The 24,845-nt window shown below is 52.4% G+C and carries 23 protein-coding genes; 3 read left to right on the top strand and 20 right to left on the bottom strand.

Going from position 1 to position 24,845, the window contains the following annotated elements; translation table 11 throughout:
- Nucleotides 1-114: 114 nt before the first annotated feature.
- The 15 genes from wecG to trxA form a co-directional block, all read right to left on the bottom strand.
- Nucleotides 115-855, bottom strand: coding sequence for a lipopolysaccharide N-acetylmannosaminouronosyltransferase (wecG, locus tag SBG_RS18070; protein WP_000149479.1), 741 nt, complete (start codon nt 853-855; stop codon nt 115-117).
- Nucleotides 852-2,210 carry an ECA oligosaccharide polymerase gene (gene wzyE, locus SBG_RS18065; RefSeq protein WP_000055603.1) on the bottom strand — a complete coding sequence of 453 codons (1,359 nt, stop codon included), beginning with the start codon at nt 2,208-2,210 and terminating at the stop codon, nt 852-854. Before wzyE ends, wecG begins: the two co-directional genes overlap by 4 nt.
- A complete protein-coding gene (locus tag SBG_RS18060; RefSeq protein ID WP_000137504.1) occupies nt 2,207-3,286 on the bottom strand; it encodes a TDP-N-acetylfucosamine:lipid II N-acetylfucosaminyltransferase in 1,080 nt (359 codons plus the stop codon). Before SBG_RS18060 ends, wzyE begins: the two co-directional genes overlap by 4 nt.
- Nucleotides 3,283-4,533, bottom strand: a complete 1,251-nt coding sequence (gene wzxE, locus SBG_RS18055; protein WP_000050282.1) for a lipid III flippase WzxE — start codon at nt 4,531-4,533, stop codon at nt 3,283-3,285. The genes SBG_RS18060 and wzxE overlap by 4 nt, the downstream gene beginning before the upstream one ends.
- A gap of 1 nt (nt 4,534) precedes the next feature.
- Nucleotides 4,535-5,665, bottom strand: coding sequence for a dTDP-4-amino-4,6-dideoxygalactose transaminase (gene rffA, locus SBG_RS18050; RefSeq protein WP_000612085.1), 1,131 nt, complete (start codon nt 5,663-5,665; stop codon nt 4,535-4,537).
- A gap of 4 nt (nt 5,666-5,669) precedes the next feature.
- A complete protein-coding gene (gene rffC / locus SBG_RS18045; RefSeq protein ID WP_001145146.1) occupies nt 5,670-6,350 on the bottom strand; it encodes a dTDP-4-amino-4,6-dideoxy-D-galactose acyltransferase in 681 nt (226 codons plus the stop codon).
- Nucleotides 6,328-7,209 (bottom strand): glucose-1-phosphate thymidylyltransferase RfbA, encoded by an 882-nt coding sequence (gene rfbA / locus SBG_RS18040; protein WP_000676073.1) that lies wholly within the window; start codon nt 7,207-7,209, stop codon nt 6,328-6,330. Before rfbA ends, rffC begins: the two co-directional genes overlap by 23 nt.
- Nucleotides 7,210-7,241: 32 nt before the next feature.
- On the bottom strand, nt 7,242-8,309 hold the full coding sequence (gene rffG, locus SBG_RS18035) for a dTDP-glucose 4,6-dehydratase (protein ID WP_000822158.1): 1,068 nt from the start codon (nt 8,307-8,309) through the stop codon (nt 7,242-7,244).
- Nucleotides 8,309-9,571, bottom strand: coding sequence for a UDP-N-acetyl-D-mannosamine dehydrogenase (wecC, locus tag SBG_RS18030; protein ID WP_000011248.1), 1,263 nt, complete (start codon nt 9,569-9,571; stop codon nt 8,309-8,311). Before wecC ends, rffG begins: the two co-directional genes overlap by 1 nt.
- Complete coding sequence (gene wecB, locus SBG_RS18025; protein ID WP_000866681.1) at nt 9,568-10,698, bottom strand: non-hydrolyzing UDP-N-acetylglucosamine 2-epimerase; 1,131 nt, start codon at nt 10,696-10,698, stop codon at nt 9,568-9,570. The genes wecC and wecB overlap by 4 nt, the downstream gene beginning before the upstream one ends.
- A 55-nt stretch (nt 10,699-10,753) precedes the next feature.
- Nucleotides 10,754-11,800, bottom strand: a complete 1,047-nt coding sequence (gene wzzE / locus SBG_RS18020) for an ECA polysaccharide chain length modulation protein (protein ID WP_000193418.1) — start codon at nt 11,798-11,800, stop codon at nt 10,754-10,756.
- A gap of 11 nt (nt 11,801-11,811) precedes the next feature.
- The gene (gene wecA / locus SBG_RS18015; protein WP_001050946.1) at nt 11,812-12,915 is read right to left on the bottom strand and encodes a UDP-N-acetylglucosamine--undecaprenyl-phosphate N-acetylglucosaminephosphotransferase; all 1,104 of its coding nucleotides are present in this window, start codon (nt 12,913-12,915) and stop codon (nt 11,812-11,814) included.
- Nucleotides 12,916-13,154: 239 nt separating this feature from the next.
- Nucleotides 13,155-14,414: a transcription termination factor Rho gene (gene rho / locus SBG_RS18010; protein WP_001054532.1), complete on the bottom strand. Its 1,260-nt coding sequence runs from the start codon at nt 14,412-14,414 to the stop codon at nt 13,155-13,157.
- 87 nt (nt 14,415-14,501) lie between these two features.
- Nucleotides 14,502-14,585 carry a rho operon leader peptide gene (locus tag SBG_RS23260; protein ID WP_134820045.1) on the bottom strand — a complete coding sequence of 28 codons (84 nt, stop codon included), beginning with the start codon at nt 14,583-14,585 and terminating at the stop codon, nt 14,502-14,504.
- 249 nt (nt 14,586-14,834) lie between these two features.
- Complete coding sequence (trxA, locus tag SBG_RS18005; protein WP_001280776.1) at nt 14,835-15,164, bottom strand: thioredoxin TrxA; 330 nt, start codon at nt 15,162-15,164, stop codon at nt 14,835-14,837.
- A 144-nt stretch (nt 15,165-15,308) separates the two neighbouring features.
- Between trxA and rhlB the strand changes: the two genes are divergently transcribed.
- Together rhlB and gppA are read left to right on the top strand one after the other, a co-directional pair.
- Nucleotides 15,309-16,574: an ATP-dependent RNA helicase RhlB gene (gene rhlB / locus SBG_RS18000; protein WP_000047519.1), complete on the top strand. Its 1,266-nt coding sequence runs from the start codon at nt 15,309-15,311 to the stop codon at nt 16,572-16,574.
- A 136-nt stretch (nt 16,575-16,710) separates the two neighbouring features.
- Nucleotides 16,711-18,192 carry a guanosine-5'-triphosphate,3'-diphosphate diphosphatase gene (gene gppA, locus SBG_RS17995; RefSeq protein WP_001089456.1) on the top strand — a complete coding sequence of 494 codons (1,482 nt, stop codon included), beginning with the start codon at nt 16,711-16,713 and terminating at the stop codon, nt 18,190-18,192.
- Nucleotides 18,193-18,259: 67 nt separating this feature from the next.
- On the opposite strand, the gene rep is transcribed toward gppA, so the two are convergent.
- The 4 genes from rep to SBG_RS17975 form a co-directional block, all read right to left on the bottom strand.
- Nucleotides 18,260-20,284 carry a DNA helicase Rep gene (gene rep, locus SBG_RS17990; protein WP_001238845.1) on the bottom strand — a complete coding sequence of 675 codons (2,025 nt, stop codon included), beginning with the start codon at nt 20,282-20,284 and terminating at the stop codon, nt 18,260-18,262.
- 99 nt (nt 20,285-20,383) lie between these two features.
- Nucleotides 20,384-21,112, bottom strand: coding sequence for a nicotinamide riboside transporter PnuC (gene pnuC, locus SBG_RS17985; protein WP_000345355.1), 729 nt, complete (start codon nt 21,110-21,112; stop codon nt 20,384-20,386).
- Nucleotides 21,112-21,855, bottom strand: coding sequence for a nucleoside phosphorylase (locus tag SBG_RS17980; RefSeq protein ID WP_001182423.1), 744 nt, complete (start codon nt 21,853-21,855; stop codon nt 21,112-21,114). Before SBG_RS17980 ends, pnuC begins: the two co-directional genes overlap by 1 nt.
- A 28-nt stretch (nt 21,856-21,883) precedes the next feature.
- Nucleotides 21,884-22,585, bottom strand: coding sequence for a Crp/Fnr family transcriptional regulator (locus SBG_RS17975; protein WP_001024026.1), 702 nt, complete (start codon nt 22,583-22,585; stop codon nt 21,884-21,886).
- Between the two features lie 193 nt (nt 22,586-22,778).
- Between SBG_RS17975 and ppiC the strand changes: the two genes are divergently transcribed.
- Nucleotides 22,779-23,060 (top strand): peptidylprolyl isomerase PpiC, encoded by a 282-nt coding sequence (gene ppiC / locus SBG_RS17970; protein WP_001140259.1) that lies wholly within the window; start codon nt 22,779-22,781, stop codon nt 23,058-23,060.
- Between the two features lie 166 nt (nt 23,061-23,226).
- Here the strand turns inward: ppiC and ilvC are convergent, their stop codons facing one another.
- Nucleotides 23,227-24,702 carry a ketol-acid reductoisomerase gene (gene ilvC, locus SBG_RS17965; protein WP_000024937.1) on the bottom strand — a complete coding sequence of 492 codons (1,476 nt, stop codon included), beginning with the start codon at nt 24,700-24,702 and terminating at the stop codon, nt 23,227-23,229.
- Nucleotides 24,703-24,845 lie beyond the last annotated feature (143 nt).

The following is a 24,845-nucleotide window of genomic DNA, read 5'->3' as shown; positions in this document are numbered from 1 at the left end:
AAATGGCAAATGAAGCATTAAAAAAATGCATTTATTGTGTAATAAAGCATCGATTGTATTGTGAATGAGCAACGCATAAGGACAATGCGCTGCTCAAATGCTCAGAAGGGGAAATTAGAGGTCGCCCGTATAGTGCCAGCGAAGGTAGCGCAGCAAACGTACCTGACGGCTAATACGACTCGGCTGAGAAAGCAGACGATACAGCCATTCCAGCCCCAGGTTCTGCCATAGTTTCGGGGCGCGTTTAACGTGACCGGTAAACACATCATAGGTACCGCCCACCCCCATATATAGCGCATGGGGATGCACTTCCCGACAATCGCGCATTAGCAATTCCTGTTTCGGCGATCCCATCGCGACGGTGACAATTTTCGCCCCGCTGGCATGGATACGCGCAAACAAAGCCTGGCGCTGCTCCGGCGTAAAGTAACCATCCTGGCTACCCACAATATTGACGTTCCACTGCGCCCGTAGTTTTTCTTCCGTCTGCGCCAGCACTTCAGGCTTGCCGCCGACAAGAAAGACCGGCGTACCCTCTTTACCCGCACGCGCCATCAGCGCCTCCCAAAGATCGGCGCCAGCCACGCGAGAGACCTGCGCCTGCGGAAATTTTTTACGTATTGAGCGCACGACGCTGATGCCATCAGCATATTTAAATTCCGCCGCCGCTATCAACGCGCGTACTTCCGGACTATCTTCTGCCGTCAGCAGCTTTTCGGCGTTGATCGCCACCAACGTGCCTTGCTTCAGTTGCCCGTCGGCAAACAGATAATTCAGTGCGTGTTGCATGTCGCGCCAGCCAATCAGGGGTAATCCACGTAGAGAATAGAGAGGCGCATTGGCGTTATGGGTCATAGTTTTCCTTCTACCTGTGCCTGAGGGAGCGAAGTGGTGCGTTTATGGATCAGTCCGGCGCTATCAAATAGCCAGAACAGAAGCTTAGCGACCAGCAGGCTGGCGCCAAAAATCACCAGGAAGAAGACCACTCGTGAAACAAACGAATCCAGCCCTTCCCGCGCCAGCACAATCATGTTAAAAATGGCGCCAAAGCAAAAACTGTGCAAAATCGCCGCCTTATAGCGATTGGTCTCCTGGTTACCCAGTTCATACAGCCAGTCGAACCATTTGATGATCAGCCCGACAACGATCGCGCCGAGCGGAATAAATAGTGCTCCGCCCATGACTATCAGCGATCCAATCAGCGTGGGCGAAATCGCCAGGCCGGAATGGTTATTCAGGACTTCCCAGGTAAAGTAATTCGCGGAATTCAGCACAATACTGGGGCGTCCCGGCCATAACCAGGTGGGAATAAAGACGTAGAAATCACGCACGATAGGGGCCAACCCCTGAAAATCAATATTGTGGTAATTTTGCAACAGCAGCGCCAGATTCTCCCACGGCGAAAAAGTATCGCGCGTCAGATAAAGAAACGTGTAGAACGCCTCATCGCCACTGACATTTAACCCATAGCGTTTAAGCGCCAGCCAGAACATACCGACAATCCCCAGTACGCCCGCCGCCGCCAGCATCCACAGGCTGATCCAGCCTCGAATAATGCCGATAAACAGAAAGATAGCAAACGCAATAATGATGTTGGCGCGCGTGCCGCCGACAATCATATAGGTCAACAGACCAAACGCGACGGTGCTCACCAGAAAGAACAGCCACGCTTTACTGTCCTGACGCAGGAAATAGACCACCAGCATCGCCGGAATAAAGAAATAGAAGAACCGTTTTAACGCCACGCCGGAAACTTCGCTGGAGAAGATCTGGCTGTAGGAGTGCAGACGGAACAGCAAAAAGCCGTTATGCATAAAGAAAATCGCTACGCTCACCAGCGCGATGCCCATCAGGATCACCCAGGTAAGATGGGTTTCCACCCGGTTCATGGTAAATAGCGGCTTGCGCGGCACATCCACAACGCGTTTGCGTAAACGCGTTTTATAGGTCACGTAATATACGCCGTAGAAACAGGCCGCAGATAACAATGCCTGCAATAAAATTTCCGGCGGCGCGACGCCAACGTCGAAACGAAACACCAGCACGCTGGTTAGCGGAAAACCAAAAAAGAAGGTCAATAAAAACAGCAATGAGAAGAACACATTGAAATTAAAACGCACGCGGCGGAATTCAAACCAGGTCAGCGTGGCGATAAACAGCGTAGAGAGCAGCCAGACCACCAGCAGCCCGCTGAATTGCATCAAACTCATTCGGCTTCTCCTGCGGCGATTCTCAACGCATTATGCCACGGTTGCAGGTAATTAGGGCTAAAGAAGGTGATGCCGCTTTTATCTACCGACGCGAGCTGGCGCTGTGCCTCACGGACCACCTGCTCATTCAAGTCATCTGTGGTAAACAGGACGGGCAGATGCTGTTCCGCCATATCCTGCCAGAAAGGATTGTCGCGGTTCAACACGCACGGGACGTCGGCCTGAATCAGTAAACACAACGTCCCAATCCCTTGCTGGCGAGCAAAAACGAAATAGCCGAGGTCACACTGATGAAGCAGTGCCAGATAGGCATCAAATTCCATTTTTTCGCTAAGAATTCGTAGGTTTTCAGTACTAAATAATGCCAGTCCCGCCTGGCGCACCTCATCAATATAAGCCTGGTTATTGGCTGGATAGCCCATCGGCACCACCACATTTACCGTATCGCCAAACTGTTGATGCACTGCCCGTAACGCCGCAATATGTTCATTACTCCGATCGCCGGAGTTGCCCACCAATATGGTCATTTTTCCCGTACGTTGACCACCTTTTGCCACTGAATTCAGGGAGGGATCCATGCGTGTCGGAAAATAGAGCAACTCGCCGCGCACGCCCGGATGCTGGCGCGCAAAATAGCTGAGATCGCCGCGCGTCGCGAATACGCACCCTACTCGCCCCTGCGCGATACGACGAAGCGGGTAGAAAAGGCGAAATTTCAGCCCGTGGGACACTTCGTAGAGATCCGCGCCCCAGATATGCCAGTAAAACTGGGCAGGCTTAATACCGCCACTTAACAGCGCCAGCCACAGGCTGGTGTTGAACTGACCGTGAAAGAAGAATCGCTGGCGCCGATTTGCCTTCGCTTTGGCGATGACCGCCTGCGCCAACGCTTTCTTACTACCATAAAAACGAAGCGAGAGCGCCGGACAGCTCTCCATAAAGCCGTTGTCCTCGCCGACAACCATAAATTCGCGCGCGTGTTCACTTGTGGCGGCCAGCGTATCATTAAAAAACCGCAGCACGGTGTGGTTATGGTGAGGGATATCCGATCCCAGGACGTGAATCAGTTCAGTCATGCTCGCCTACGCCAAAGTAAAAATACGCCGCAACAAAGTGAAAAATAGACAATATAAGTAGCCATATAAGCCTGTGCCGCGCCCAGCGCGCCGTGAGCGGGAATCAGCCAGTGGGCGAACGCCGTTAACAGAATGAACTGGCTAATTTCAGCCAGAATGTAAAATCGCAACGACGCTTTGGCAATCACCAGATAGCCGAAAACATAGGCGCCAACTTTCAGCACGTCACCCACCAGCTGCCAGGCAAACAGATCGCGCATCGCGGTGAATTTAGCGGAAAAAAGCAGCCAGATAGCAAAATCGCGCAGTAGCCAGACGGAAAAACTCGCTGCCGCGACAGCCGGTAAAACAAATTTCAACGCTTTCACCACTTCACGCGTAATGTCCTGTTTTTCCGTTAAACGTGAGAGCGTCGGTAACAGGTAAACGCTGAAGGAGGCGGTGATAAATTGCAGATAGGCGTCAGAAATACTACTTACGCCCTGCCAGATCCCGACATCGCTCCAGCTATAGTGCGCTGCCAGTTGGTTTCGCATCATCACATAGGCGACCGGCATCGTGACGGAGGTAATCAGCGCCATCAGGGTAAATTTACTGAGTTGCCCTGCCAGACCGTTGTCCCAGGAGGGCTTCAGATAACGTAGCGGGACTGTACCGCGCCTAACCAGTATTACGCCGGCAGGCACCACGACCAGCGCCGGTACCAGCGCCAGGCCAAGCAGCGCGCCTTCGTAACCGCCGACACGGTAGCAGAGGTACCAGGCAGCAACGCCCAAAAAACTGCCGACAATTAACGATAAGGCATTACCCGACGCGTCACGAAAACCCTTCATCAGCGCCAGCAGCAGGTTCGCCCAGGCGATCCCCATTTGTACCAACGCGACCAGGCGTACCAGCCCTTGATAGTGTGTGTGACCGAACAGTCCCTGGCTGATTGGCGCCGCCGCCAGCAGGAAGATCAGCGCCAGCAGCGTCGAGAAACCCAGCACCATCGCAGAAGAAGTGCCCACCACGGAACGTAACCGTGTCGGGTCATCATGGTGCTGCGCAACAAATTTGGTAACGCCGTTAAATATCCCGGCGCCCGCCAGCACGCCCAGGACGGTGATCATCTGGCGGAAGTTACCCGCCTGACCGACGCCCGCAGGACCAAAAGAGACGGCCAGTAGTTTCACCACCAGCAGTCCGGCGCCAATTTTTACCAGCGTACTGACCGCCGTCCACAGGGAGGCTTTAGCAAGCGACATATCAGGAGAAATAATTTAGCAAGGTAGCAATCACCGTTCGTTGATCGACGGGCGCAAGGTTATAAAACAGCGGCAGACGCAGCAAACGTTCGCTCTCTGTCGTGGTGTAGACATCTTCCCCGATAAACTCGCCGAATTTATCGCCCGCCGGGCAATCATGCAGCGGAATATAGTGGAATACAGCCATAATCTCCGCTTCTTTCAGGAAGTTAATCAGCGCGCTGCGATCGGCGATATCCTGCAGTTTGATGTAAAACATGTGGGCGTTATGTTCACAGTTTTCCGGTATGCAAGGCAGCTCAATACGTCCGGCGCGCACCAGCGGCGTTAACGCATCGTGGTAAGTCTGCCACAACGACAGTCGTTGTTGATTGATACGATCGGCGGCCTCCAGCTGCGCCCACAGGTAGGCGGCCTGCAGATCGGACATCAGATAACTGGAGCCGATATCCCGCCAGGTGTATTTATCCACCTGACCACGGAAGAACTGGCTGCGATTAGTGCCTTTTTCGCGGATGATCTCCGCGCGTTCAATCAGCGTACGATCGTTAATCAGCGTCGCGCCGCCTTCGCCGCCAGCGGTATAATTTTTGGTTTCATGGAAACTAAAACAGCCGATATGGCCAATCGTTCCTAACGCGCGGCCTTTGTATGTGGACATCACGCCCTGGGCGGCGTCTTCAACAACAAACAGATTATATTTCTCCGCCAGCGCCATGATGACGTCCATTTCACAGGCGACGCCAGCATAGTGAACCGGCACGATAGCGCGGGTCTTATCGGTGATCGCCGCCTCAATCAGCGTTTCGTCAATATTCATCGTATCCGGGCGAATATCGACAAACACAATTTTCGCGCCGCGCAGGACAAAGGCGTTAGCGGTAGAAACAAAGGTAAAGCTCGGCATGATCACTTCATCACCGGGCTGGATATCCAACAACAGCGCCGCCATCTCCAGCGATGCGGTACAGGAAGGCGTCAGCAACACCTTCGCGCTGCCGAAATGTTGCTCCAGCCACTGCTGGCAACGACGCGTAAAGCCGCCATCGCCACACAGTTTGCCGCTGCTCATTGCAGACTGCATGTACTCAAGTTCGGTTCCCACCACCGGCGGCGCATTAAAAGGAATCATGTTGTCACCTGTATAACCAGTAAGCCGTGCTATCGATAGTGGCACCGCTCTGTATGTAACGTTTAAGCGCGGCGGTATTGCCCAACTGGGTCGCCACCCGCAATATTGTTTTGCCGCGACTCTGCGCCCAACAGATCGCCGCCTGCATAAGTTCCGCTCCCGCGCCACGTCCGGCCAACAGACCGATACGCGCCTCGGTATCATTCAATTCCCGCAACGAAACGTAACCGCGGATAGCGCCTGACGCGGCGCGAAGCACCAGGCACTGGTGATCAAACGTGCCACGTACCGCATTCTCAATCCACTGAGCGTAGAAACGGGCGCTGGCGTCGGGCGCATACCAGGGCGCGCGAAAACGGCTTTGCGCAAATGCCTCTCCGGCCAGCTGACGCAAAACAGGAATGTCCGTAAGTTGTGCAATTTCCGCGCCATGTCGAGCATCATGTCCTTTTGCTACTGACAACGCGAAATCCACCTCGCCTTCCACCAAAGAGAACCCCAGCGATTGCAATGCCTCCAGCCAGACGGTATTTTCAGCCGGCACTTTCGCCTGCACGCGTTCCCACGTCTGTAACGCCTCTGGCGTTAATTCGGGCGCGCACGCATCAATACGTACAATGGCGCTATTTATGCCAAAGAACGTATTTTCCCAGCATAGAGGTTCAATACTGGCGCGGACGGGCACGAAGCAACTCCAGTAAATATTGGCCATAGCCCGTTTTTTCAAGCTGGCTGGCGGCGCGTTTCAGACCGTCATCATCCAGCCAGCCATTACGCCAGGCGATCTCTTCCAGACAGGCAATTTTGAAGCCCTGACGCTTTTCCACCGTTTGCACGAAGGTACTCGCTTCAATCAGGCTGTCGTGTGTACCGGTATCCAGCCAGGCGAAACCGCGGCCCAGCAGTTCTACCGTCAGCTTACCCTCTTCAAGGTACATCTGGTTGATGGAGGTAATCTCCAGCTCGCCGCGTCCGGAAGGTTTTACTCGTTTCGCATACTCGACGACGTTGCTGTCATAAAAATAGAGACCGGTGACTGCCCAGTTAGATTTGGGCTGCTTCGGCTTTTCTTCCAGCGAGATTGCCCGAAAATCATCGTCAAATTCCACGACGCCAAAACGTTCCGGATCCATGACCTGATAGCCAAATACCGTGGCGCCTGCAGTCCGCGATGCGACCTGACGGAGTTTAGGGCTAAACCCCTGACCAAAAAAGATGTTATCGCCTAATACCAGGCAGGATGGCTCACCCTTGAGGAACGCTTCGCCAATGATAAAAGCCTGGGCCAACCCGTCCGGGCTGGGCTGCTCAGCATAGTGTAAATCGATACCAAACGCCGCGCCGTCCCCCAATAAACGCTGAAAGTCTCGTTTATCCTCCGGCGTGGTGATAATCAGAATTTCCCGTATGCCCGCCAGCATGAGTACCGACAAGGGATAATAAATCATCGGCTTGTCGTAGACAGGCAGAAGCTGTTTTGATACGCCCCGCGTAATGGGATGTAACCGGGTGCCGGAACCTCCCGCCAGAATGATGCCTTTCATTCGTTTCTCCTCCAGGAGTAAGAGCCTGCTTTTTAGCGTTTCAGACCTAAGCGCTCGCCCTGATAACTGCCATCCTGCACGGGCTTCCACCAGGCCTCATTGGCGAGATACCACTGAACCGTTTTTCGCATCCCGCTTTCAAAGGTTTCCTGCGGCGTCCATCCCAGCTCGCGGGCGATTTTCGTTGCATCAATGGCATAACGTAGGTCATGGCCGGGCCGATCGTCGACAAAGGTAATCAGATCACGATAATTCGCCAGTCCCTGTGGTTTTTGCGGGGCCAGTTCTTCCAGCAGAGAGCAAATTGTCCCGACGACATCCAGGTTCTTACGTTCGTTATGACCACCGATATTATACGTTTCTCCCACCGCGCCATTTGTCACCACGTGATATAACGCACGGGCGTGATCCTCCACATACAACCAGTCGCGAATTTGCTGACCGTTGCCATAAACAGGCAACGGTTTGCCTGCCAGCGCGTTAAGAATCATCAGCGGGATCAGCTTTTCCGGGAAATGGTATGGTCCGTAGTTATTGGAGCAGTTGGTGACCAGCGTAGGTAAACCGTAAGTACGTAACCAGGCGCGCACCAGGTGGTCGCTGCTGGCTTTGGAGGCGGAGTAAGGGCTACTTGGCGCATACGGCGTGGTTTCGGTAAAAAAATCGTCCGCGCCAGACAGGTCACCGTACACTTCATCGGTAGAAATATGGTGGAAACGAAACGCCGCTTTAGCATTCGCATCAAGCGCGGACCAGTAAGCGCGAGCGGCTTCCAGCAAGGTATAGGTACCAACAATATTGGTTTCGATAAACGCGGCCGGACCGTCAATGGAGCGATCTACGTGACTTTCCGCCGCCAGGTGCATCACGCTATCAGGCTGATACTGCTGGAAAATACGGTCCAGTGACGCCCGATCACAGATATCCACTTTTTCAAAGGCAAAGCGGTCGCTTTGCGCCACTGGCGCCAGAGACATCAGATTTCCGGCATAGGTCAGTTTATCCACCACCACCACGGCATCTGCCGTTTCCTGGAGGATATGCCGCACTACCGCAGATCCGATAAATCCTGCACCGCCAGTCACCAAAATCCGTTTCATCAGCGCCAGACTCCTTTGGTATCCACCACATAACGTTGATGAACCGCATCGCCGCGAATGGCTTTAAATTCGTCGTGATCAACCAGCAGCACCAGCACATCGGCGTCGGCCAACGCCACGTCCAGTTTCACCAGTATGCAAAGACCGTCTAATTTTTTCGGCAACTGATGGATGTTCGGCTCGACAACAACGGTTTCGCCGCTGTGCCAGCGGGCGATACTTTGCGCAATCCCCATCGCAGGACTTTCACGCAGATCGTCAATATTCGGCTTAAAAGCCAGCCCAAAACAGGCGATCTTCACTTCACTGGCGCGTTTATCTGTGGCCGCCTGGCAATCTGCAACGGCGGCTTTTACCTGCCCGATCACCCAGTGCGGTTTGCCATCGTTGACTTCACGGGCGGTGCGAATCAGCCTCGCCTGCTGCGGATTTTGCGCCACAATAAACCACGGATCGACCGCAATGCAATGCCCGCCGACGCCCGGCCCCGGCTGCAAGATATTGACACGTGGATGGCGGTTCGCCAGACGGATCAATTCCCAGACATTTATGCCTTGATCGGCGCAAATCAGCGACAATTCATTAGCAAAGGCGATATTCACATCACGGAAACTATTTTCAGTTAGCTTGCACATCTCCGCAGTGCGGGAGTTGGTGACAACGCATTCACCCTCAAGGAAAATTTTGTACAGCGCGCTGGCGCGAGCTGAACATACGGGCGTCATACCGCCAATAACACGATCGTTTTTAATGAGTTCGACCATCACCTGACCCGGCAACACGCGCTCCGGACAATAGGCGATATTAATATCGGCCTGCTCGCCCGCTTGCTGGGGAAAGGTCAGATCCGGACGCAACCCGGCCAGCCAGCCAGCCATTTGCTCCGTTGCGCCGACCGGCGATGTCGATTCCAGAATAACCAGCGCGCCTTTTTTTAACACTGGCGCAATAGATTTCGCCGCGGCTTCAACATAGGCCATGTCAGGGTCGTGGTCGCCTTTGAATGGCGTCGGCACCGCAATCAGATAAGCATCAGCCTCGACAGGCACCGTTGTTGCACGCAGAAAACCACCTTCCACTGCCGTCTTCACCACGTTGCCTAATTCCGGCTCCACGATGTGAATTTCACCGCGATTTATGGTGTCTACCGCATGTTGGTTGATATCCACGCCGATAACCTGCTTCTGGCGAGAAGCAAAAGCAGCGGCAGTCGGTAATCCAATATAACCCAGCCCAATAACAGAAATGGTCGTAAAACTCATAACGATACCCGATGACTTTTTAACGCCTGTAAAATGCGCTCGCATGCCTGCCCATCGCCATAAGGATTATGGGCGCGGCTCATGGTTTGATATTCATTTTCGTCGTGCAACAGACGCATGACTTCCGCCACAATGCGCCGGGAGTCCGTACCGACCAGCCTTACCGTACCGGCGGTAATCGCTTCCGGACGTTCGGTGGTTTCACGCATGACCAGTACCGGTTTACCTAATGACGGCGCTTCTTCCTGAATACCGCCGGAATCCGTCAGAATTAGCCAGGCGTGATTCATCAGCCAGACAAAGGGTAAGTAATCCTGCGGCTCAATCAGTAATACGTTTTCAACATGACCGAGGATACGATTGACAGGTTCACTGACATTGGGATTGAGATGTACCGGATAGACAATTTGCACATCCTGATTCGCCGCGGCGATTTCCGCCAGTGCATGACAGATATGCTCAAAACCCTGACCAAAGCTTTCACGTCGATGTCCGGTCACCAGAATCATTTTCTTATTTGCGCTGAGGAAAGGGTACTGCTCGGCCAGTTCCGCCTGTAACGTCTCGCTTGCCAGGACACGGTCGCGTACCCAAATCAGCGCATCAATAACAGTATTACCGGTGACGAAAATACGCCCATCAGGAATGTTCTCTCGCAGCAGATTCTGTCGTGAGTTTTCTGTCGGCGCAAAATGGTACATCGCCAGGTGGCCGGTCAGCGTGCGGTTTGCCTCTTCCGGCCAGGGAGAGTTGAGATCACCGGTTCGCAACCCGGCTTCTACATGTCCTACCGGGATACGTTGATAGAAAGCCGCCAGGCTGGTAGCAATCGTGGTGGTAGTATCACCATGAACCAGCACTACATCCGGTTTAAAATCCGCCAGGATCGGCTTTAATCCCTCCAGAATTCGGCAGGTAATTTCCGTCAACCCCTGTCCCGGCTGCATAATGTTGAGATCGTAATCAGGCACAATCGAAAAAAGAGTTAACACCTGATCAAGCATCTCCCGATGCTGCGCAGTAACGCATACTTTGGCCTCGAAATGAGGATCTTTTTCCAGCGCATGGACCAGAGGCGCCATCTTAATGGCCTCCGGTCGTGTACCAAATACAGTCAGTACTTTCACATCGATTCTCTTCGAATAGACAGCAGGGGCCCAGCCCCCTGCTGCAGAGGTGTTGCTAAATCGTGCGGCGACGGGTTAAGGCAATGCCCGCACCGATTAGCGCCCCAACGATACCCCACATGATCATCAGGAAGGCACGGCGTGGGCTATCACGTTTTACCGGTTCTTCCGGCGTACGCAAATAACGATAGGTCTGAAAACGAGGGTCCAGAGTGGGTCCCACATTAAGCGTATTCAACATTGCCCGATTTTGAAAGTAGTCCAGATCGAACGCTGGACCAACCGCTTGCAGGTTTTCAAGACGCGCCTGCAGCATAGGACGGCCAAGTAAAAAGAGTTCAGAGTCCGGTAATTCATCCGCCGGAACATCCGTCGCGCTACGAGAAATATTATGTTGCTCTGCAATTTTGAGCGCCTGCTCAATGCTGTTTACACGACGTGAATAGATGGCTTTCGCTACCTCTTCCTGCCGTTTTACCTGCGCTTTCATTTGTACCGTACGCGCAGCCCAGGCACCTTTTAATTCATCATTCAGATGACTCGCCGCCCGCTGGCTGGCGAACGCAACATATTGGCGCAGCAGATTATTGGCGTCCGGTGCCGTTTCGGCAATAAGCTTCACGCTGTCGTTGATAGCGCGTGTAAAATCGCCAGGCGTAAACTGGATGTTGTTGATCAGTTCATCAAGCATCGCCGCATCGGCTTTACTATTCCCGACCATTCGCTGCTTGTAATAATCCGTTTGCAACCAGAAATCGCGACGCGTATCCCAGGAGGCAAGTTGCATGATGAACTCTTTATACGCTTCGTCCATCACCGAGGGCTTATCGGAAGAAGCGGGGTCAGACTTAATATCCAGGTTGCGTAGAAACTGTTGCTGGGAGTAATACCCCCCCAACATATTTACGGTTGGGCGATCGGTAATCGCCGTCGCACTCCACTCCTGGCGCGCAAAAAAGGTATACGCTAACGCAATAAGGGCAAACAACAGGCCAACGCCAATGATCCAGAATTTTCCGGCCCATAAAGTACGAAACAACCCGCGAATATCCAGTTCATTTTCAGCGCTCACCGCGCGTGCCCCCGGTAATGGTTGTGTCATCGTATCCTCATTTACTTGGTTAAGTTTGGCCGGTTCTCACGGTGCCTGCGCAGGCGGCGCTTCACACGCTTAATAAATCTCGCCACCTTCCATGCCCGTTTAATGCAGTAGCCATAGAGGAAGAATGCTAGCAAAAAGAGCACCAACATAACCCACTCAGGAACAAAATGAGAATATTCTGCCGTTACGCCAACGGCTGCCAAAATCGCAGCGGCAAGCGTGATCAGGACAAACGCCTGACGGGAGGTAAAACCAGCGCGCATGATAAGATGATGGATATGCTGGCGGTCAGGCGAGAAGGGGCTCATTCCTTTACGCAGACGGCGATACATAATCGCCACCATGTCCATTAGCGGAATAGCAATAATCCATAGTGCGGTGACCGGGCTGATAGGGTGGGTTTTACCCTGCGTCGTTTCCAGTAAGATCCAGATAACGGTAAAGCCAATCAGAGTACTACCGGCATCGCCCATGAAAACTTTGTAACGCCGCCCCAGAATGCCAAGGTTAAGCATAATGTAAGGCAGAATCGCAGCGATCATAGCGAAACACCATATTGCCAGGCTGGTTTGACCGTCAAACCATAAAATCAGTCCCATCGCCGCAAACGAGACGCTGGATAGCCCACCTAACAGACCATCAATACCATCCACCATATTGAAGGCGTTGATCGCCGCCCATACGGCAAACAGAGTGAGGAAATAACCGAAGGGACCGAGCACCATCTCCCAGGAGCCAAAGATATAACCGAGGCTGCTCAGGTAGAGTTTACCGAACACCATCATAATGATGCCGATCGCGGCCTGTATGGTCGCACGGATCTTTACACTGATATCAAAACGGTCATCCAGCGCACCGATAAGCACCAGTACACCCGCACAAGAAAGATAAAGCGACGCATGAGGAATATAGTGATCAACGATTCCGAATGTGAAGCAAATCCCTGCGTAAACCGAAATTCCTCCAACCAACGGTATCAGCCCCTGGTGGCGTTTACGGAAGTTGGGTTTATCCACTAAACCGATTTTTTTTGCGACCTTACGCGCAAAAAACAGGAACAGTGTCGTGAATAAAAAAATACTGATGAGATCAGTACTCACGGTCAGTAAATTCACAATGCGTGCTCTCAGATAAAATTAATACCAGAAGTATAACCATGAAGACCTTTATTCAGAAGGGAAACCCTGCTCTGAATCAGTCAGAATTGTTTAAATATCAACCACACGATACCGATAACGAATGAATCGCAAAGTTCCGCTCTGGTTTATCGTCTTTTTGTAAATGTGTCGTTAAGATTACAGATATAAAACAAAAACGCCACGTAAAAACGTGGCGTTTTCAGGTAATGGCTCGGTTATGAGCGCTTCATCATCTCAAAGAAGTCATCATTGGTTTTGGTCATCGCCAATTTATTGATGAGGAATTCCATTGCGTCGATTTCACCCATTGGATGAATGATTTTACGTAGGATCCACATTTTCTGCAGCTCTTCCTGAGTGGTAAGCAGCTCTTCTTTACGCGTACCGGAACGGTTATAGTCGATAGCCGGGAAGACGCGTTTTTCAGCGATCTTACGAGAGAGGTGCAGTTCCATGTTGCCTGTACCTTTAAACTCTTCGTAGATAACTTCATCCATCTTGGAGCCGGTGTCGATCAACGCCGTCGCGATAATGGTCAGGCTGCCGCCCTCTTCCACGTTACGCGCGGCACCGAAGAAACGCTTCGGACGATGCAGGGCGTTGGCATCCACACCACCAGTCAGCACCTTACCAGAAGCTGGCACCACGGTGTTGTAGGCACGCGCCAGACGTGTAATAGAGTCGAGCAGGATGATAACGTCTTTTTTGTGCTCAACCAGGCGTTTCGCCTTCTCAATAACCATTTCCGCAACCTGAACGTGGCGGGATGCCGGTTCGTCAAAGGTAGACGCAACCACTTCGCCTTTCACCAGACGCTGCATCTCGGTCACTTCTTCCGGACGTTCGTCAATCAGCAAGACCATCAGCACGCAGTCTGGATGGTTGTACGCAATGCTCTGCGCGATATTCTGCAGCAGCATGGTTTTACCCGCTTTCGGCGGCGCAACAATCAGACCACGCTGACCGCGACCAATCGGTGAAGCCAGATCCAGTACCCGCGCCGTTAAGTCTTCTGTAGAACCGTTACCACGCTCCATACGCAGACGAGAGTTCGCGTGCAGCGGGGTTAAGTTCTCAAACAGGATTTTGTTACGGGCGTTTTCTGGTTTGTCGTAGTTAACTTCGTTAACTTTCAACAGCGCAAAATAGCGTTCACCTTCTTTCGGCGGGCGAATCTTACCAGAAATGGTATCACCAGTGCGGAGGTTGAAACGGCGGATTTGGCTGGGGGAAACGTAGATGTCGTCAGGGCCGGCGAGGTAGGAGCTGTCTGCGGAACGGAGGAAACCAAATCCATCCTGCAATATCTCCAGCACACCGTCGCCAAAGATATCTTCGCCACTCTTTGCGTGCTGCTTCAGGATGGCAAAAATAATGTCCTGCTTACGCATACGGGCCAGGTTTTCCAGCCCCATACTTTCGCCGAGAGTGATCAGCTCAGAAACCGGCGTATTCTTTAATTCGGTAAGATTCATAATGGTGTGAGTTCTTAAACTTGGGGTAAATCTCGAACTTAATGTTGTGAATGGTATGGCAGGGTCATCCATGCCTGTTTACGGCTATCAACTCATGTCTGTTCGCTGTCTGGTCACAGGAAAGTACGCAGAACTGAAACGACAAGACGGAATGAGCGAAGAGCCAGGAATCTTTCCACTTCTCGTGCGAGAAAAAACGGGAAGTGACGGATAAAACCAGATTCAAACTTAATAAGGTATGTTTAATTCGAAGTCAATACTAACTTAGCACGACTCAGACCGGGCGTCCAGAGATCCTGACAATTTAAGAATAACGTAAGGACAACGGACGCCACGAAACGGCCTGATACCTTTCATTATACGAATGACAAACGCCCGGCCATACCATCCGCGCCTCTGTCATTCGACATATAATGGGTATTACGCCAGATTGGCGTCGAGAAACTCTTTTAGCTGACCTTTAGACAATGCGCCCACTTTGGTTGCCGCCACTTCGCCGTTTTTAAACAGCAGCAGAGTCGGAATACCGCGGATGCCGTATTTAGGCGCCGTACCAGGGTTCTGGTCAATGTTCAGTTTGGCAACGGTCAATTTGCCCTGATATTCGTCAGCGATTTCATCCAGAATCGGAGCGATCATTTTACACGGCCCGCACCACTCTGCCCAGAAATCAACGAGGATAGCCCCGTCCGCTTTGAGTACATCCGTGTCAAAACTATCGTCAGTCAGGTGAATAATTTTATCGCTCATATATAACTCCACAGGAATAAGCCTGGCGCGTTGGTGTAGCATTAACCAACAAGGTGCTGATGTTAACTTCGCCAACAAAAGGTTGACTTTATTTCACCGGATACGCTTTCGTAAAGCAATAGTAAGCTGATATTCTACCACACTATGAGCAAAACACATTTAACAGAACAGAAGTTTTCCGACTTCGCCCTGCACCCTCAGGTGATTGAAGCCCTTGAAAAGAAAGGGTTTTATAATTGTACGCCCATTCAGGCACTGGCCCTTCCGCTAACGCTGGCGGGTCGTGACGTTGCAGGGCAGGCGCAAACCGGTACCGGGAAAACGATGGCGTTTCTGACGTCCACGTTTCATTATTTACTCTCTCATCCTGCGATCGATGATCGCAAGATGAACCAACCGCGCGCACTGATCATGGCGCCGACACGTGAGTTAGCCGTACAAATTCACGCCGACGCGGAACCATTGGCGCAAGCGACAGGATTAAAATTAGGCCTGGCTTACGGCGGCGATGGCTATGACAAGCAGCTCAAAGTCCTGGAAAGCGGCGTCGATATTCTTATCGGTACAACGGGCCGACTGATCGACTACGCCAAACAAAATCACATTAACCTCGGCGCCATTCAGGTCGTCGTACTTGATGAAGCCGATCGCATGTACGATCTGGGCTTTATTAAAGACATTCGTTGGCTATTCCGCCGTATGCCGCCTGCGAATCAGCGTCTGAACATGTTGTTCTCCGCTACGCTGTCTTACCGGGTTCGCGAGCTGGCGTTTGAACAAATGAATAACGCCGAATATGTTGAAGTGGAGCCGGAGCAAAAGACGGGCCACCGCATTAAAGAAGAGCTGTTCTATCCTTCTAATGAAGAAAAAATGCGTTTACTGCAAACGCTAATCGAAGAAGAATGGCCGGATCGCGCCATTATTTTCGCCAACACAAAGCACCGTTGCGAAGATATTTGGGGACATCTGGCGGCAGACGGCCATCGTGTTGGTTTGCTAACCGGCGACGTCGCGCAGAAAAAGCGCCTGCGGATTCTGGATGAATTCACCCGCGGCTATTTAGACATTCTTGTGGCGACTGATGTCGCGGCGCGCGGGCTGCATATTCCCGCCGTAACACATGTCTTTAACTACGATTTGCCGGACGATTGTGAAGACTACGTTCACCGTATCGGCCGTACTGGCCGCGCAGGCGCTAGCGGACACTCTATTAGCCTGGCCTGCGAAGAGTATGCGCTGAATTTACCCGCGATTGAGAGCTATATCGGCCACTCGATTCCGGTCAGCAAATATAATCCAGAGGCGCTCATGACGGATTTGCCTAAACCGCTGCGCCTGACGCGCTCGCGCCCCGGCAATGGACCGCGCCGCGCAGGCGCTCCGCGTAATCGTCGTCGTTCAGGTTAAGAAAAGTTATGCCATACACAAAATCACTGAGCCTGTATCGAAACGGCAAGAAAACGAATCCCGATGAGCTTACTTTAGTCAGTGATTTGGGGAAGAGTACACCGCCAACACGGATACAGGTTGCAGGATGAAGTGTATGAATTCCACCTCGCTGTATGCAGCCATTGATCTCGGCTCAAATAGTTTTCATATGCTGGTGGTGCGCGAGGTGGCGGGAAGCATCCAGACGCTGACCCGAATTAAACGCAAGGTGCGTCTGGCTGCCGGTCTGAACAGCGACAATCACCTTTCAGCCGAAGCGATGGAACGCGGCTGGCAATGCCTGCGCCTGTTTGCTGAACGTTTGCAGGATATTCCGCAGCCGCAAATCCGTGTGGTTGCCACCGCCACATTGCGTCTCGCCGTCAATGCCGGTGAGTTTATCGCGAAAGCGCAGACTATCCTCGGTTGCCCGGTGCAAGTTATTAGCGGCGAAGAAGAGGCGCGGCTCATTTATCAGGGCGTCGCCCATACCACCGGTGGCGCAGATCAGCGTCTGGTAGTGGATATTGGCGGTGCCAGTACTGAGCTGGTGACCGGCACTGGCGCGCAAACTACGTCGTTGTTTAGTCTGTCTATGGGCTGTGTAACGTGGCTTGAACGCTATTTTAGCGATCGTAATCTGGCGCAAGAAAACTTTGATAAAGCGGAAAAGGCCGCGCGCGATGTGCTGCGTCCGGTCGCTGATGAACTGCGTTTTCATGGCTGGAAAGTCTGCGTGGGCGCTTCCGGCACCGTGCAGGCACTGCAGGAAATCATGATGGCGCAGGGAATGGATGAGCGCATTACGCTCGCCAAACTTCAGCAGCTAAAACAACGTGCAATACAGTGCGGGCGTCTGGAAGAGCTGGAAATCGAAGGGCTGACGCTTGAGCGTGCCCTGGTTTTCCCAAGCGGGCTGGCTATTCTGATCGCAATATTCACCGAGCTGAATATCCAGTGCATGACGCTGGCAGGCGGCGCGCTACGCGAAGGGCTGGTGTACGGGATGCTGCACCTGGCCGTGGATCAGGATATTCGCAGCCGCACGCTGCGAAACATTCAGCGTCGCTTTATCGTCGATACCGATCAGGCAAATCGCGTGGCGAAGCTGGCGGATAACTTCCTCAAACAGGTAGAAAATGCCTGGCATATTGAGCCTATCAGTCGTGAACTGTTGCTTAGCGCTTGCCAATTGCATGAGATCGGTCTGAGCATAGATTTTAAACAGGCGCCATACCATGCCGCTTATTTAGTACGCCATCTGGATCTCCCTGGCTATACGCCAGCGCAGAAAAAGTTGCTCGCTACCCTCTTGCTGAATCAAACTAACCCGGTTGATCTCTCTTCGCTTCATCAGCAAAATGCCGTACCGCCCCGTGTTGCGGAACAATTATGCCGTTTGCTGCGATTGGCAATTCTCTTTGCCGGCCGTCGCCGTGACGATCTGGTACCAGACATTATGTTACAGGCGCAAAATGAGAATCTGACATTGACCTTGCCTGACGGCTGGCTGGCGCACCACCCGCTGGGTAAAGAATTGATCAATCAGGAAAGCCAGTGGCAAAGCTATGTCCACTGGCCACTGGACGTACGGTAATGCTGTTTTGCCGGATGGCGCTACTCTACGCTTATCCGGCCTACGGGTAAGATGCCGCGCTTTTACGCTACGATTTTGCTCGCTTTGCCGCCATCATAGCTTTCAGATTAGCCAGGTGGCTTTGTCCTTTTTGCATGCGCTCTTCGGCACTGACCACTTTGCGCTCCTGTTCCCAAATTAAATCATCCTGCGGTAGCTCCAGCAGGAAACGACTCGGCTCCGGGCGTACCAGCTCGCCATACTGACGGCGCTCTTTACATAACGTAAAAGTAAGCTCTTTCTGCGCGCGGGTAATACCTACGTAGGCCAGGCGACGCTCTTCGTCGATATTGTCTTCATCGATGCTGCTTTGATGCGGCAGAAATCCCTCTTCCATGCCCACCATAAAGACATAGGGGAATTCCAGACCTTTAGAGGCATGAAGGGTCATCAGCTGCACCTGATCCAGTTCTTCTTCACTTTCACCACGCTCCATCATGTCACGCAGGGTAAAGCGAGTCACCACCTGGGTCAGCGTCATCGGTTCATCAATATCGCTGCCTTCCAGCATTTCGGTCATCCAGCCGAAGAGCTGGTTAACGTTCTTCATGCGCATTTCCGCCGCCTTCGGGCTTGGCGACGTTTCATATAACCAGGATTCGTAATCAATACCGTGGATGAGATCGCGCACGGCGGCAACAGGCTCACGTTCGGCCAGGCGCTGAATCTCCGCCAGCCAGTGGGTGAAGCGGGTTAACGCATCGTAGCCGCGCCCGGTTAGCGTCTGGCTTAATCCCATATCAAAGCTGGCGGTAAACAAGCTTTTACTGCGGGTCATTGCCCATTCCCCCAGCTTCTGTAATGTCGCCGGGCCAATCTCACGCTTTGGCGTATTCACAATACGCAGAAAAGCGCTGTCATCATCCGGATTGGTCAACACCCGCAGGTAAGCCAACAGATCTTTAATTTCTGGACGGGAGAAAAATGATGTGCCGCCGGAAATTTTATACGGAATGCGGTTCTGCATAAGAAATTTTTCAAATACCCGCGATTGATGATTTCCACGGTACAGAATGGCGTAATCCTTGTACTGAGTCTTATTCACAAAGTGATGCGCGATCAGTTCTCCCGTTACCCGCTCCGCCTCATGCTCCTCATTATTGGCGCTTAAGACTTTCAGTTCCGCACCGTAACCGAGTTCGGAAAAGAGGCGTTTTTCAAAGACGTGTGGATTATTGGCGATAAGAATATTTGCCGCCTTCAGAATACGGCCCGAAGAACGGTAGTTTTGCTCCAGCTTGATCACCTGCAACGCCGGGAAATCCTGGCTCAGTAACACCAGGTTTTGCGGGCGAGCGCCCCGCCAGGAGTAGATGGACTGGTCATCATCACCCACCACCGTAAATCGCGCGCGTTGCCCGACCAGCAGCTTAACCAGCTCATACTGGCTGGTGTTAGTGTCCTGGTATTCATCCACCAGCAGATAGCGGATTTTGTTTTGCCAGCGTTCACGCACTTCTTCATTTCGCTGTAATAACAGCGTCGGCAGCAGGATCAGATCGTCAAAGTCGAGCACATTGCAGGCTTTCATGTGCGCATCGTACAAACCATAGCAATGAGCAAATATGCGGTCACGTTCGCCGATCGCGCTGGCCGCCGCCTGCGCAGGCGTTTTAAGATCGTTTTTCCAGTTGGAGATCGTCGAGATCAGCTGTTGCAACAGAATTTTGTCATCTTCGATCAGACCTTCAGTCAACTCTTTGAGCAGAGCGGTCTGGTCGGTATCGTCAAACAGCGAGAAGTTGGATTTCATCCCCAGCGCGGCGTATTCGCGCTTAATAATCTCCAGCCCCAGCGTATGGAACGTTGAGATCATCAATCCCCGCGCCTCTTTACGCCCCAGCGTTTGCCCGACACGTTCTTTCATCTCACGCGCCGCTTTATTGGTAAAAGTCACTGCGGCGATATGCCGCGCCTGATAACCACACCCGCGGATCAGGTGCGCGATTTTATTGGTGATCACGCGGGTCTTACCGGAACCCGCCCCTGCCAGCACCAGGCAGGGTCCGGTGACGAATTCGACAGCGTGTTGTTGGCCGGGATTTAAACGCATGGGAATAGTGCTCAATCTTCGAACGGGGGAGGGATTGTAGCAGAAAGCGAGGCCAGGGGAGTAACAGGCTGCCTTTTCAGGCAGCCTGTAAAAGGCAAATTAGCAGGTGCTGGCGGCAAGCGGCGTATAACCGTTACGTCGCGCACTCTTGATCCAACGATAAGAGCCCATCACTGCAATCGCCGTCAGAAGGATGTATTCCAGCGACATCGCGTAAACCCCCTGAACCGCATAGATCACAACGCTAATCACATCAATGAGTACCCACAGCAGCCAGTTTTCCACATACTTACGCGTCATGAGGACCATGGCCGCAATCGACAGCACCAGCATCGTGGAATCCCAGAACGGGAATGCGTCCGGCTGTAGTTCAGGCATCGCCACCTGAACGCCTACCATTTGCAACAGTGCGAGCATAACGCGAGTCAACATAGCGAATACCGGATCGATAAACAGCGTCATCAGTAGAATGGCAATTATGCATATGCCCCCCAGCGCCAAAGTTTGTTGGCGAGAAAGCCAGCGGACTTTCAGAGCGGCTTCCTGGGCATCATTCTGTCGGCTCCACGCATACCAGCCGTAAATATTCGCCACAAAGAAAAACACCTGAAGCAGCAAACTGGCGTACAGTTGAATCTGAAAAAAGATAGCGGCAAACAGAGTGACGTTAATCAAGCCAAACAGGTAATTAATGATTTTTTCCCGACTGGCGCACCAGATGCACAATAAGCCAAAAAGGGTGCCGATAGCCTCAATCCACGACAGCGCATATCCGCCTTCGCCGAGAGGAATGTTGACCATCACATTGTTAATGCTGAAAAAGTCCATTACTGCTCTCCTTGCAAACTATCGAAATAAATGGCCTGAAGCGCCAGAGCAATCTGGCGTTCTTCGCCTTGCTGACACAAGGTTTCCTGCTGAACATAATGGTTAATACTGCTCTCCAGACAGCCATCATGAGCGACGACCACGTTTAGCAACGACGCCGTACGGAGCCCGCGTAGTGCGCCCACAACCATTAACGCAGCGGTTTCCATATCCGCGCCGAGAATCCCCCGGGCCGACCATTCGGCATCCAGTTCAGCTTCACGGTCAGTATAAAAACTGTCGTGGCTGCGCACCAACCCGCAAACGGTAGAGATATTCATCTGTTGCGCCTGCTGTATCAGCGTGGCGGTAAGATACGGGTCTGCACAGGCCGGATAGCTGGCGGGCGCATAGGTTTTGCTGGTGCCGTCATCGGCCACCGCGCCGTGGGCGATTATCACATCCCCCAATGCTAACGAGTCCTGCAATGCGCCGCAGCTGCCGATACGGATTAACGTATTGACGCCAATCTGGCTTAACTCTTCAATGGCAATGGCGGTAGAGGGTCCGCCGATTCCCGTGGAGAGCACCACGATTTCAACCCCCTGATACCAACCGCGAGCCGCACGAAACTCACGGTTTTGCCCTATGATCTCAGCGTTATCAAGAAAGCGGGCGATTCTGTCCACCCGTCCAGGATCACCGGGCAAAAGCGCATATTTCGCGCGGGTCATGTTTGTGTTAAGTCGAATATGGGGCTGCATCTCCCGTCTCCTTACTGTTTTGCGAGGTTCAGATTTCCGCCTCCTGTTGTAGTTTTTCAGGAGCCAGCAAAATGATTCGCTCACCGTCGGTATCGATAATGTTCAGTGATTTCAGATCGTGCAGTATCCGGTTGATACTGCGCGTCGTCGCCGCAAACTCCTGACCAAGATTTTGTTTATTAAGCAAAATAGAGGTCGATTCATATTGTTGAAAACGCTGCCATAATGCCTGGCATACACGTTGATGCAGCGAGTACAAATTGTCGCTGCTGGCCTTTTTCGACAACTGGTAATACTGTTGACTGAAAAACCGCAGCATCCGCTGATTAAAATGGTTATCCAGCGTCAGCCAACGGCAAAAATGTGCCTGCGACAGGCTGAGCAGCTGTACATTGTCGACGGCGACGACAGAACAGATGTAATGCCGCGACTCAAATATCTCCAGTTCACCCAGCATGTCACCTTTGCCATAACGCGCCTGCCGATAACGACGCCCATCTTCAGCCTCGTAAAAAACATCTACTTCACCGGCCACGATGAGCGAAAATTGCTGACATATTTCCCCTTGCCGGCAGATAAGAGTGCTGCGGGGAATATTGTCAAATCGCCAGCACTGCATGATTTCCAGCGGACAGTATTTAAGTAATTCATACAGCGCGGGGTCCCGGACTACCTGGCGTAGCCCTAAAAGCCAGTCGTCTGGAAATTCTGCGTTTCTCAGTATATTCATGGTATCTCGTCCCTTATCAGAAAGGACAGGACCGCCGTCCCGCATAACCGAAATACGCCCGGTAAATATGCTGCTTATCTCCCGGTTCGTTAAATCAGGCGAGACATCTGTCCTGTAATGGCGAAGAGTATATGTCTGACGGCTCAAGGAGTGATAAAGTGACGGCCAATCTTTGCGAAGTGAGAACGAAATAATGGCAAAAACGGCAGCAGCACTGCATATCCTTGTAAAAGAAGAGAAACTGGCTTTAGAGCTTCTGGAACAAATTAAGAACGGCGGCGATTTTGAGAAGCTGGCGAAGAAGCACTCTATCTGCCCGTCCGGTAAAAAAGGCGGTCATTTAGGTGAGTTTCGTCAGGGCCAGATGGTTCCGGCATTCGATAAAGTGGTCTTCTCTTGCCCGGTACTGGAGCCAACCGGCCCGCTGCATACCCAGTTCGGTTACCACATTATTAAGGTGTTGTACCGAAATTAAAAAAACGGTGTCTCATTGCACTGGTTTTTTTATCTCAAGCCTTCCCTTAAGGATTTCAGCTTGCAGGAAGGCGGCAAGTGAGTACAGCCCCAGGAACATAGATAACGATGTGACTGGGGTGTACGAACGTAGCCAACGCATCTGCAAGTTGAAAGACGACGGGGAATTAGCCAGCGACGGCAATACGCTTCATATCCGTCATATACCCGCGCAGTTTCTTACCTACTTGTTCAATCGCGTGACCGCGAATCGCATCGTTCACGTCGCGTAACTGCGCGTTGTCGACCGCGCCTTCCGGAATCGCTTTACCCAGATCGCCAGGCTGAAGCTCCGCCATAAACGGTTTTAACAGCGGAACACAGGCATAAGAGAACAGATAGTTACCGTATTCTGCGGTATCGGAGATCACCACGTTCATTTCGTACAAACGCTTACGGGCAATGGTGTTGGCGATCAGCGGCAGCTCGTGCAATGATTCGTAATAGGCAGACTCTTCGATGATGCCGGAATCGACCATCGTTTCGAACGCCAGCTCAACGCCCGCTTTTACCATCGCGATCATCAGCACGCCTTTATCGAAATACTCCTGCTCGCCGATTTTACCTTCATACTGCGGCGCGGTTTCGAACGCGGTTTTACCTGTTTCTTCACGCCAGGTCAGCAGTTTCTTATCATCGTTCGCCCAGTCCGCCATCATACCGGAGGAGAACTCGCCGGAGATGATGTCGTCCATATGTTTCTGGAACAACGGTGCCATGATCGCTTTCAACTGCTCGGACAACGCGTAAGCGCGCAGTTTCGCCGGGTTGGACAAACGGTCCATCATCAGGGTAATGCCGCCCTGTTTCAGCGCTTCGGTGATGGTTTCCCAGCCGAACTGAATCAGTTTTTCCGCGTAAGCCGGGTCAGTACCTTCTTCTACCAGCTTGTCGAAGCACAGCAGAGAACCCGCCTGCAACATGCCGCACAGAATGGTCTGCTCGCCCATCAGGTCGGATTTTACCTCCGCCACGAAAGAGGACTCCAGCACGCCCGCACGATGACCGCCAGTCGCCGCCGCCCAGGCTTTGGCAATGGCCATGCCTTCGCCTTTCGGATCGTTTTCCGGGTGAACGGCGATCAGCGTCGGTACGCCGAAACCGCGCTTGTACTCTTCACGCACTTCGGTACCCGGGCACTTCGGCGCTACCATCACCACGGTGATGTCTTTACGGATCTGCTCACCCACTTCCACAATATTAAAGCCGTGGGAGTAGCCCAGCGCCGCGCCGTCTTTCATCAGTGGCTGTACAGCACGCACTACGTCAGAGTGTTGTTTGTCCGGCGTCAGGTTAACCACCAGGTCCGCCTGCGGGATCAGCTCCTCATAAGCGCCTACTTTAAAGCCGTTTTCGGTCGCTTTACGCCAGGAGGCGCGCTTCTCGGCAATAGCCTCTTTACGCAGGGCGTAAGAGATATCCAGACCGGAGTCACGCATATTCAGCCCCTGGTTCAGCCCCTGCGCACCACAGCCAACGATGACGACTTTTTTACCCTGCAGGTAGCTTGCACCATCGGCGAATTCGTCGCGCCCCATAAAGCGACATTTCCCCAACTGTGCCAGCTGCTGGCGCAAGTTCAGTGTGTTGAAGTAGTTAGCCATAGTGAACTCCGTAACCGTGATGTTGTGTTGCTTATTGTATGGTTCGCTGTTGAGCGAGAATGAACCCACATTACAGCAGGAAATTTATTGCGGAAATTGATATATTCACAACGTTACGTTGCGGTTTATGCAACATTAAAAAA

The sequence above is a fragment of the Salmonella bongori NCTC 12419 genome (assembly GCF_000252995.1).
In the GTDB taxonomy this organism is placed as follows: Bacteria; Pseudomonadota; Gammaproteobacteria; order Enterobacterales; family Enterobacteriaceae; genus Salmonella; species Salmonella bongori.
The sequence above is the reverse complement of the archived record's forward strand: the minus strand, read 5'-3'. Positions and strand labels throughout refer to the sequence as shown.

Bases quoted from the DNA above. Each gene is read 5' to 3' on its own strand.
- wzzE (WP_000193418.1), bottom strand. From the start codon at position 11,800: ATGACACAACCATTACCGGGGGCACGCGCGGTGAGCGCTGAAAATGAA.
- wecC (WP_000011248.1), bottom strand. From the start codon at position 9,571: ATGAGTTTTACGACCATTTCTGTTATTGGGCTGGGTTATATTGGATTA.
- SBG_RS18060 (WP_000137504.1), bottom strand. From the start codon at position 3,286: ATGACTGAACTGATTCACGTCCTGGGATCGGATATCCCTCACCATAAC.
- rffG (WP_000822158.1), bottom strand. From the start codon at position 8,309: ATGAAACGGATTTTGGTGACTGGCGGTGCAGGATTTATCGGATCTGCG.
- wzxE (WP_000050282.1), bottom strand. From the start codon at position 4,533: ATGTCGCTTGCTAAAGCCTCCCTGTGGACGGCGGTCAGTACGCTGGTA.
- rffA (WP_000612085.1), bottom strand. From the start codon at position 5,665: ATGATTCCTTTTAATGCGCCGCCGGTGGTGGGAACCGAACTTGAGTAC.
- rho (WP_001054532.1), bottom strand. From the start codon at position 14,414: ATGAATCTTACCGAATTAAAGAATACGCCGGTTTCTGAGCTGATCACT.
- pnuC (WP_000345355.1), bottom strand. From the start codon at position 21,112: ATGGACTTTTTCAGCATTAACAATGTGATGGTCAACATTCCTCTCGGC.
- ppiC (WP_001140259.1), top strand. From the start codon at position 22,779: ATGGCAAAAACGGCAGCAGCACTGCATATCCTTGTAAAAGAAGAGAAA.
- SBG_RS17975 (WP_001024026.1), bottom strand. From the start codon at position 22,585: ATGAATATACTGAGAAACGCAGAATTTCCAGACGACTGGCTTTTAGGG.
- rhlB (WP_000047519.1), top strand. From the start codon at position 15,309: ATGAGCAAAACACATTTAACAGAACAGAAGTTTTCCGACTTCGCCCTG.
- trxA (WP_001280776.1), bottom strand. From the start codon at position 15,164: ATGAGCGATAAAATTATTCACCTGACTGACGATAGTTTTGACACGGAT.
- gppA (WP_001089456.1), top strand. From the start codon at position 16,711: ATGAATTCCACCTCGCTGTATGCAGCCATTGATCTCGGCTCAAATAGT.
- ilvC (WP_000024937.1), bottom strand. From the start codon at position 24,702: ATGGCTAACTACTTCAACACACTGAACTTGCGCCAGCAGCTGGCACAG.
- SBG_RS17980 (WP_001182423.1), bottom strand. From the start codon at position 21,855: ATGCAGCCCCATATTCGACTTAACACAAACATGACCCGCGCGAAATAT.
- rep (WP_001238845.1), bottom strand. From the start codon at position 20,284: ATGCGTTTAAATCCCGGCCAACAACACGCTGTCGAATTCGTCACCGGA.
- rfbA (WP_000676073.1), bottom strand. From the start codon at position 7,209: ATGAAAGGCATCATTCTGGCGGGAGGTTCCGGCACCCGGTTACATCCC.
- wecG (WP_000149479.1), bottom strand. From the start codon at position 855: ATGACCCATAACGCCAATGCGCCTCTCTATTCTCTACGTGGATTACCC.
- wzyE (WP_000055603.1), bottom strand. From the start codon at position 2,210: ATGAGTTTGATGCAATTCAGCGGGCTGCTGGTGGTCTGGCTGCTCTCT.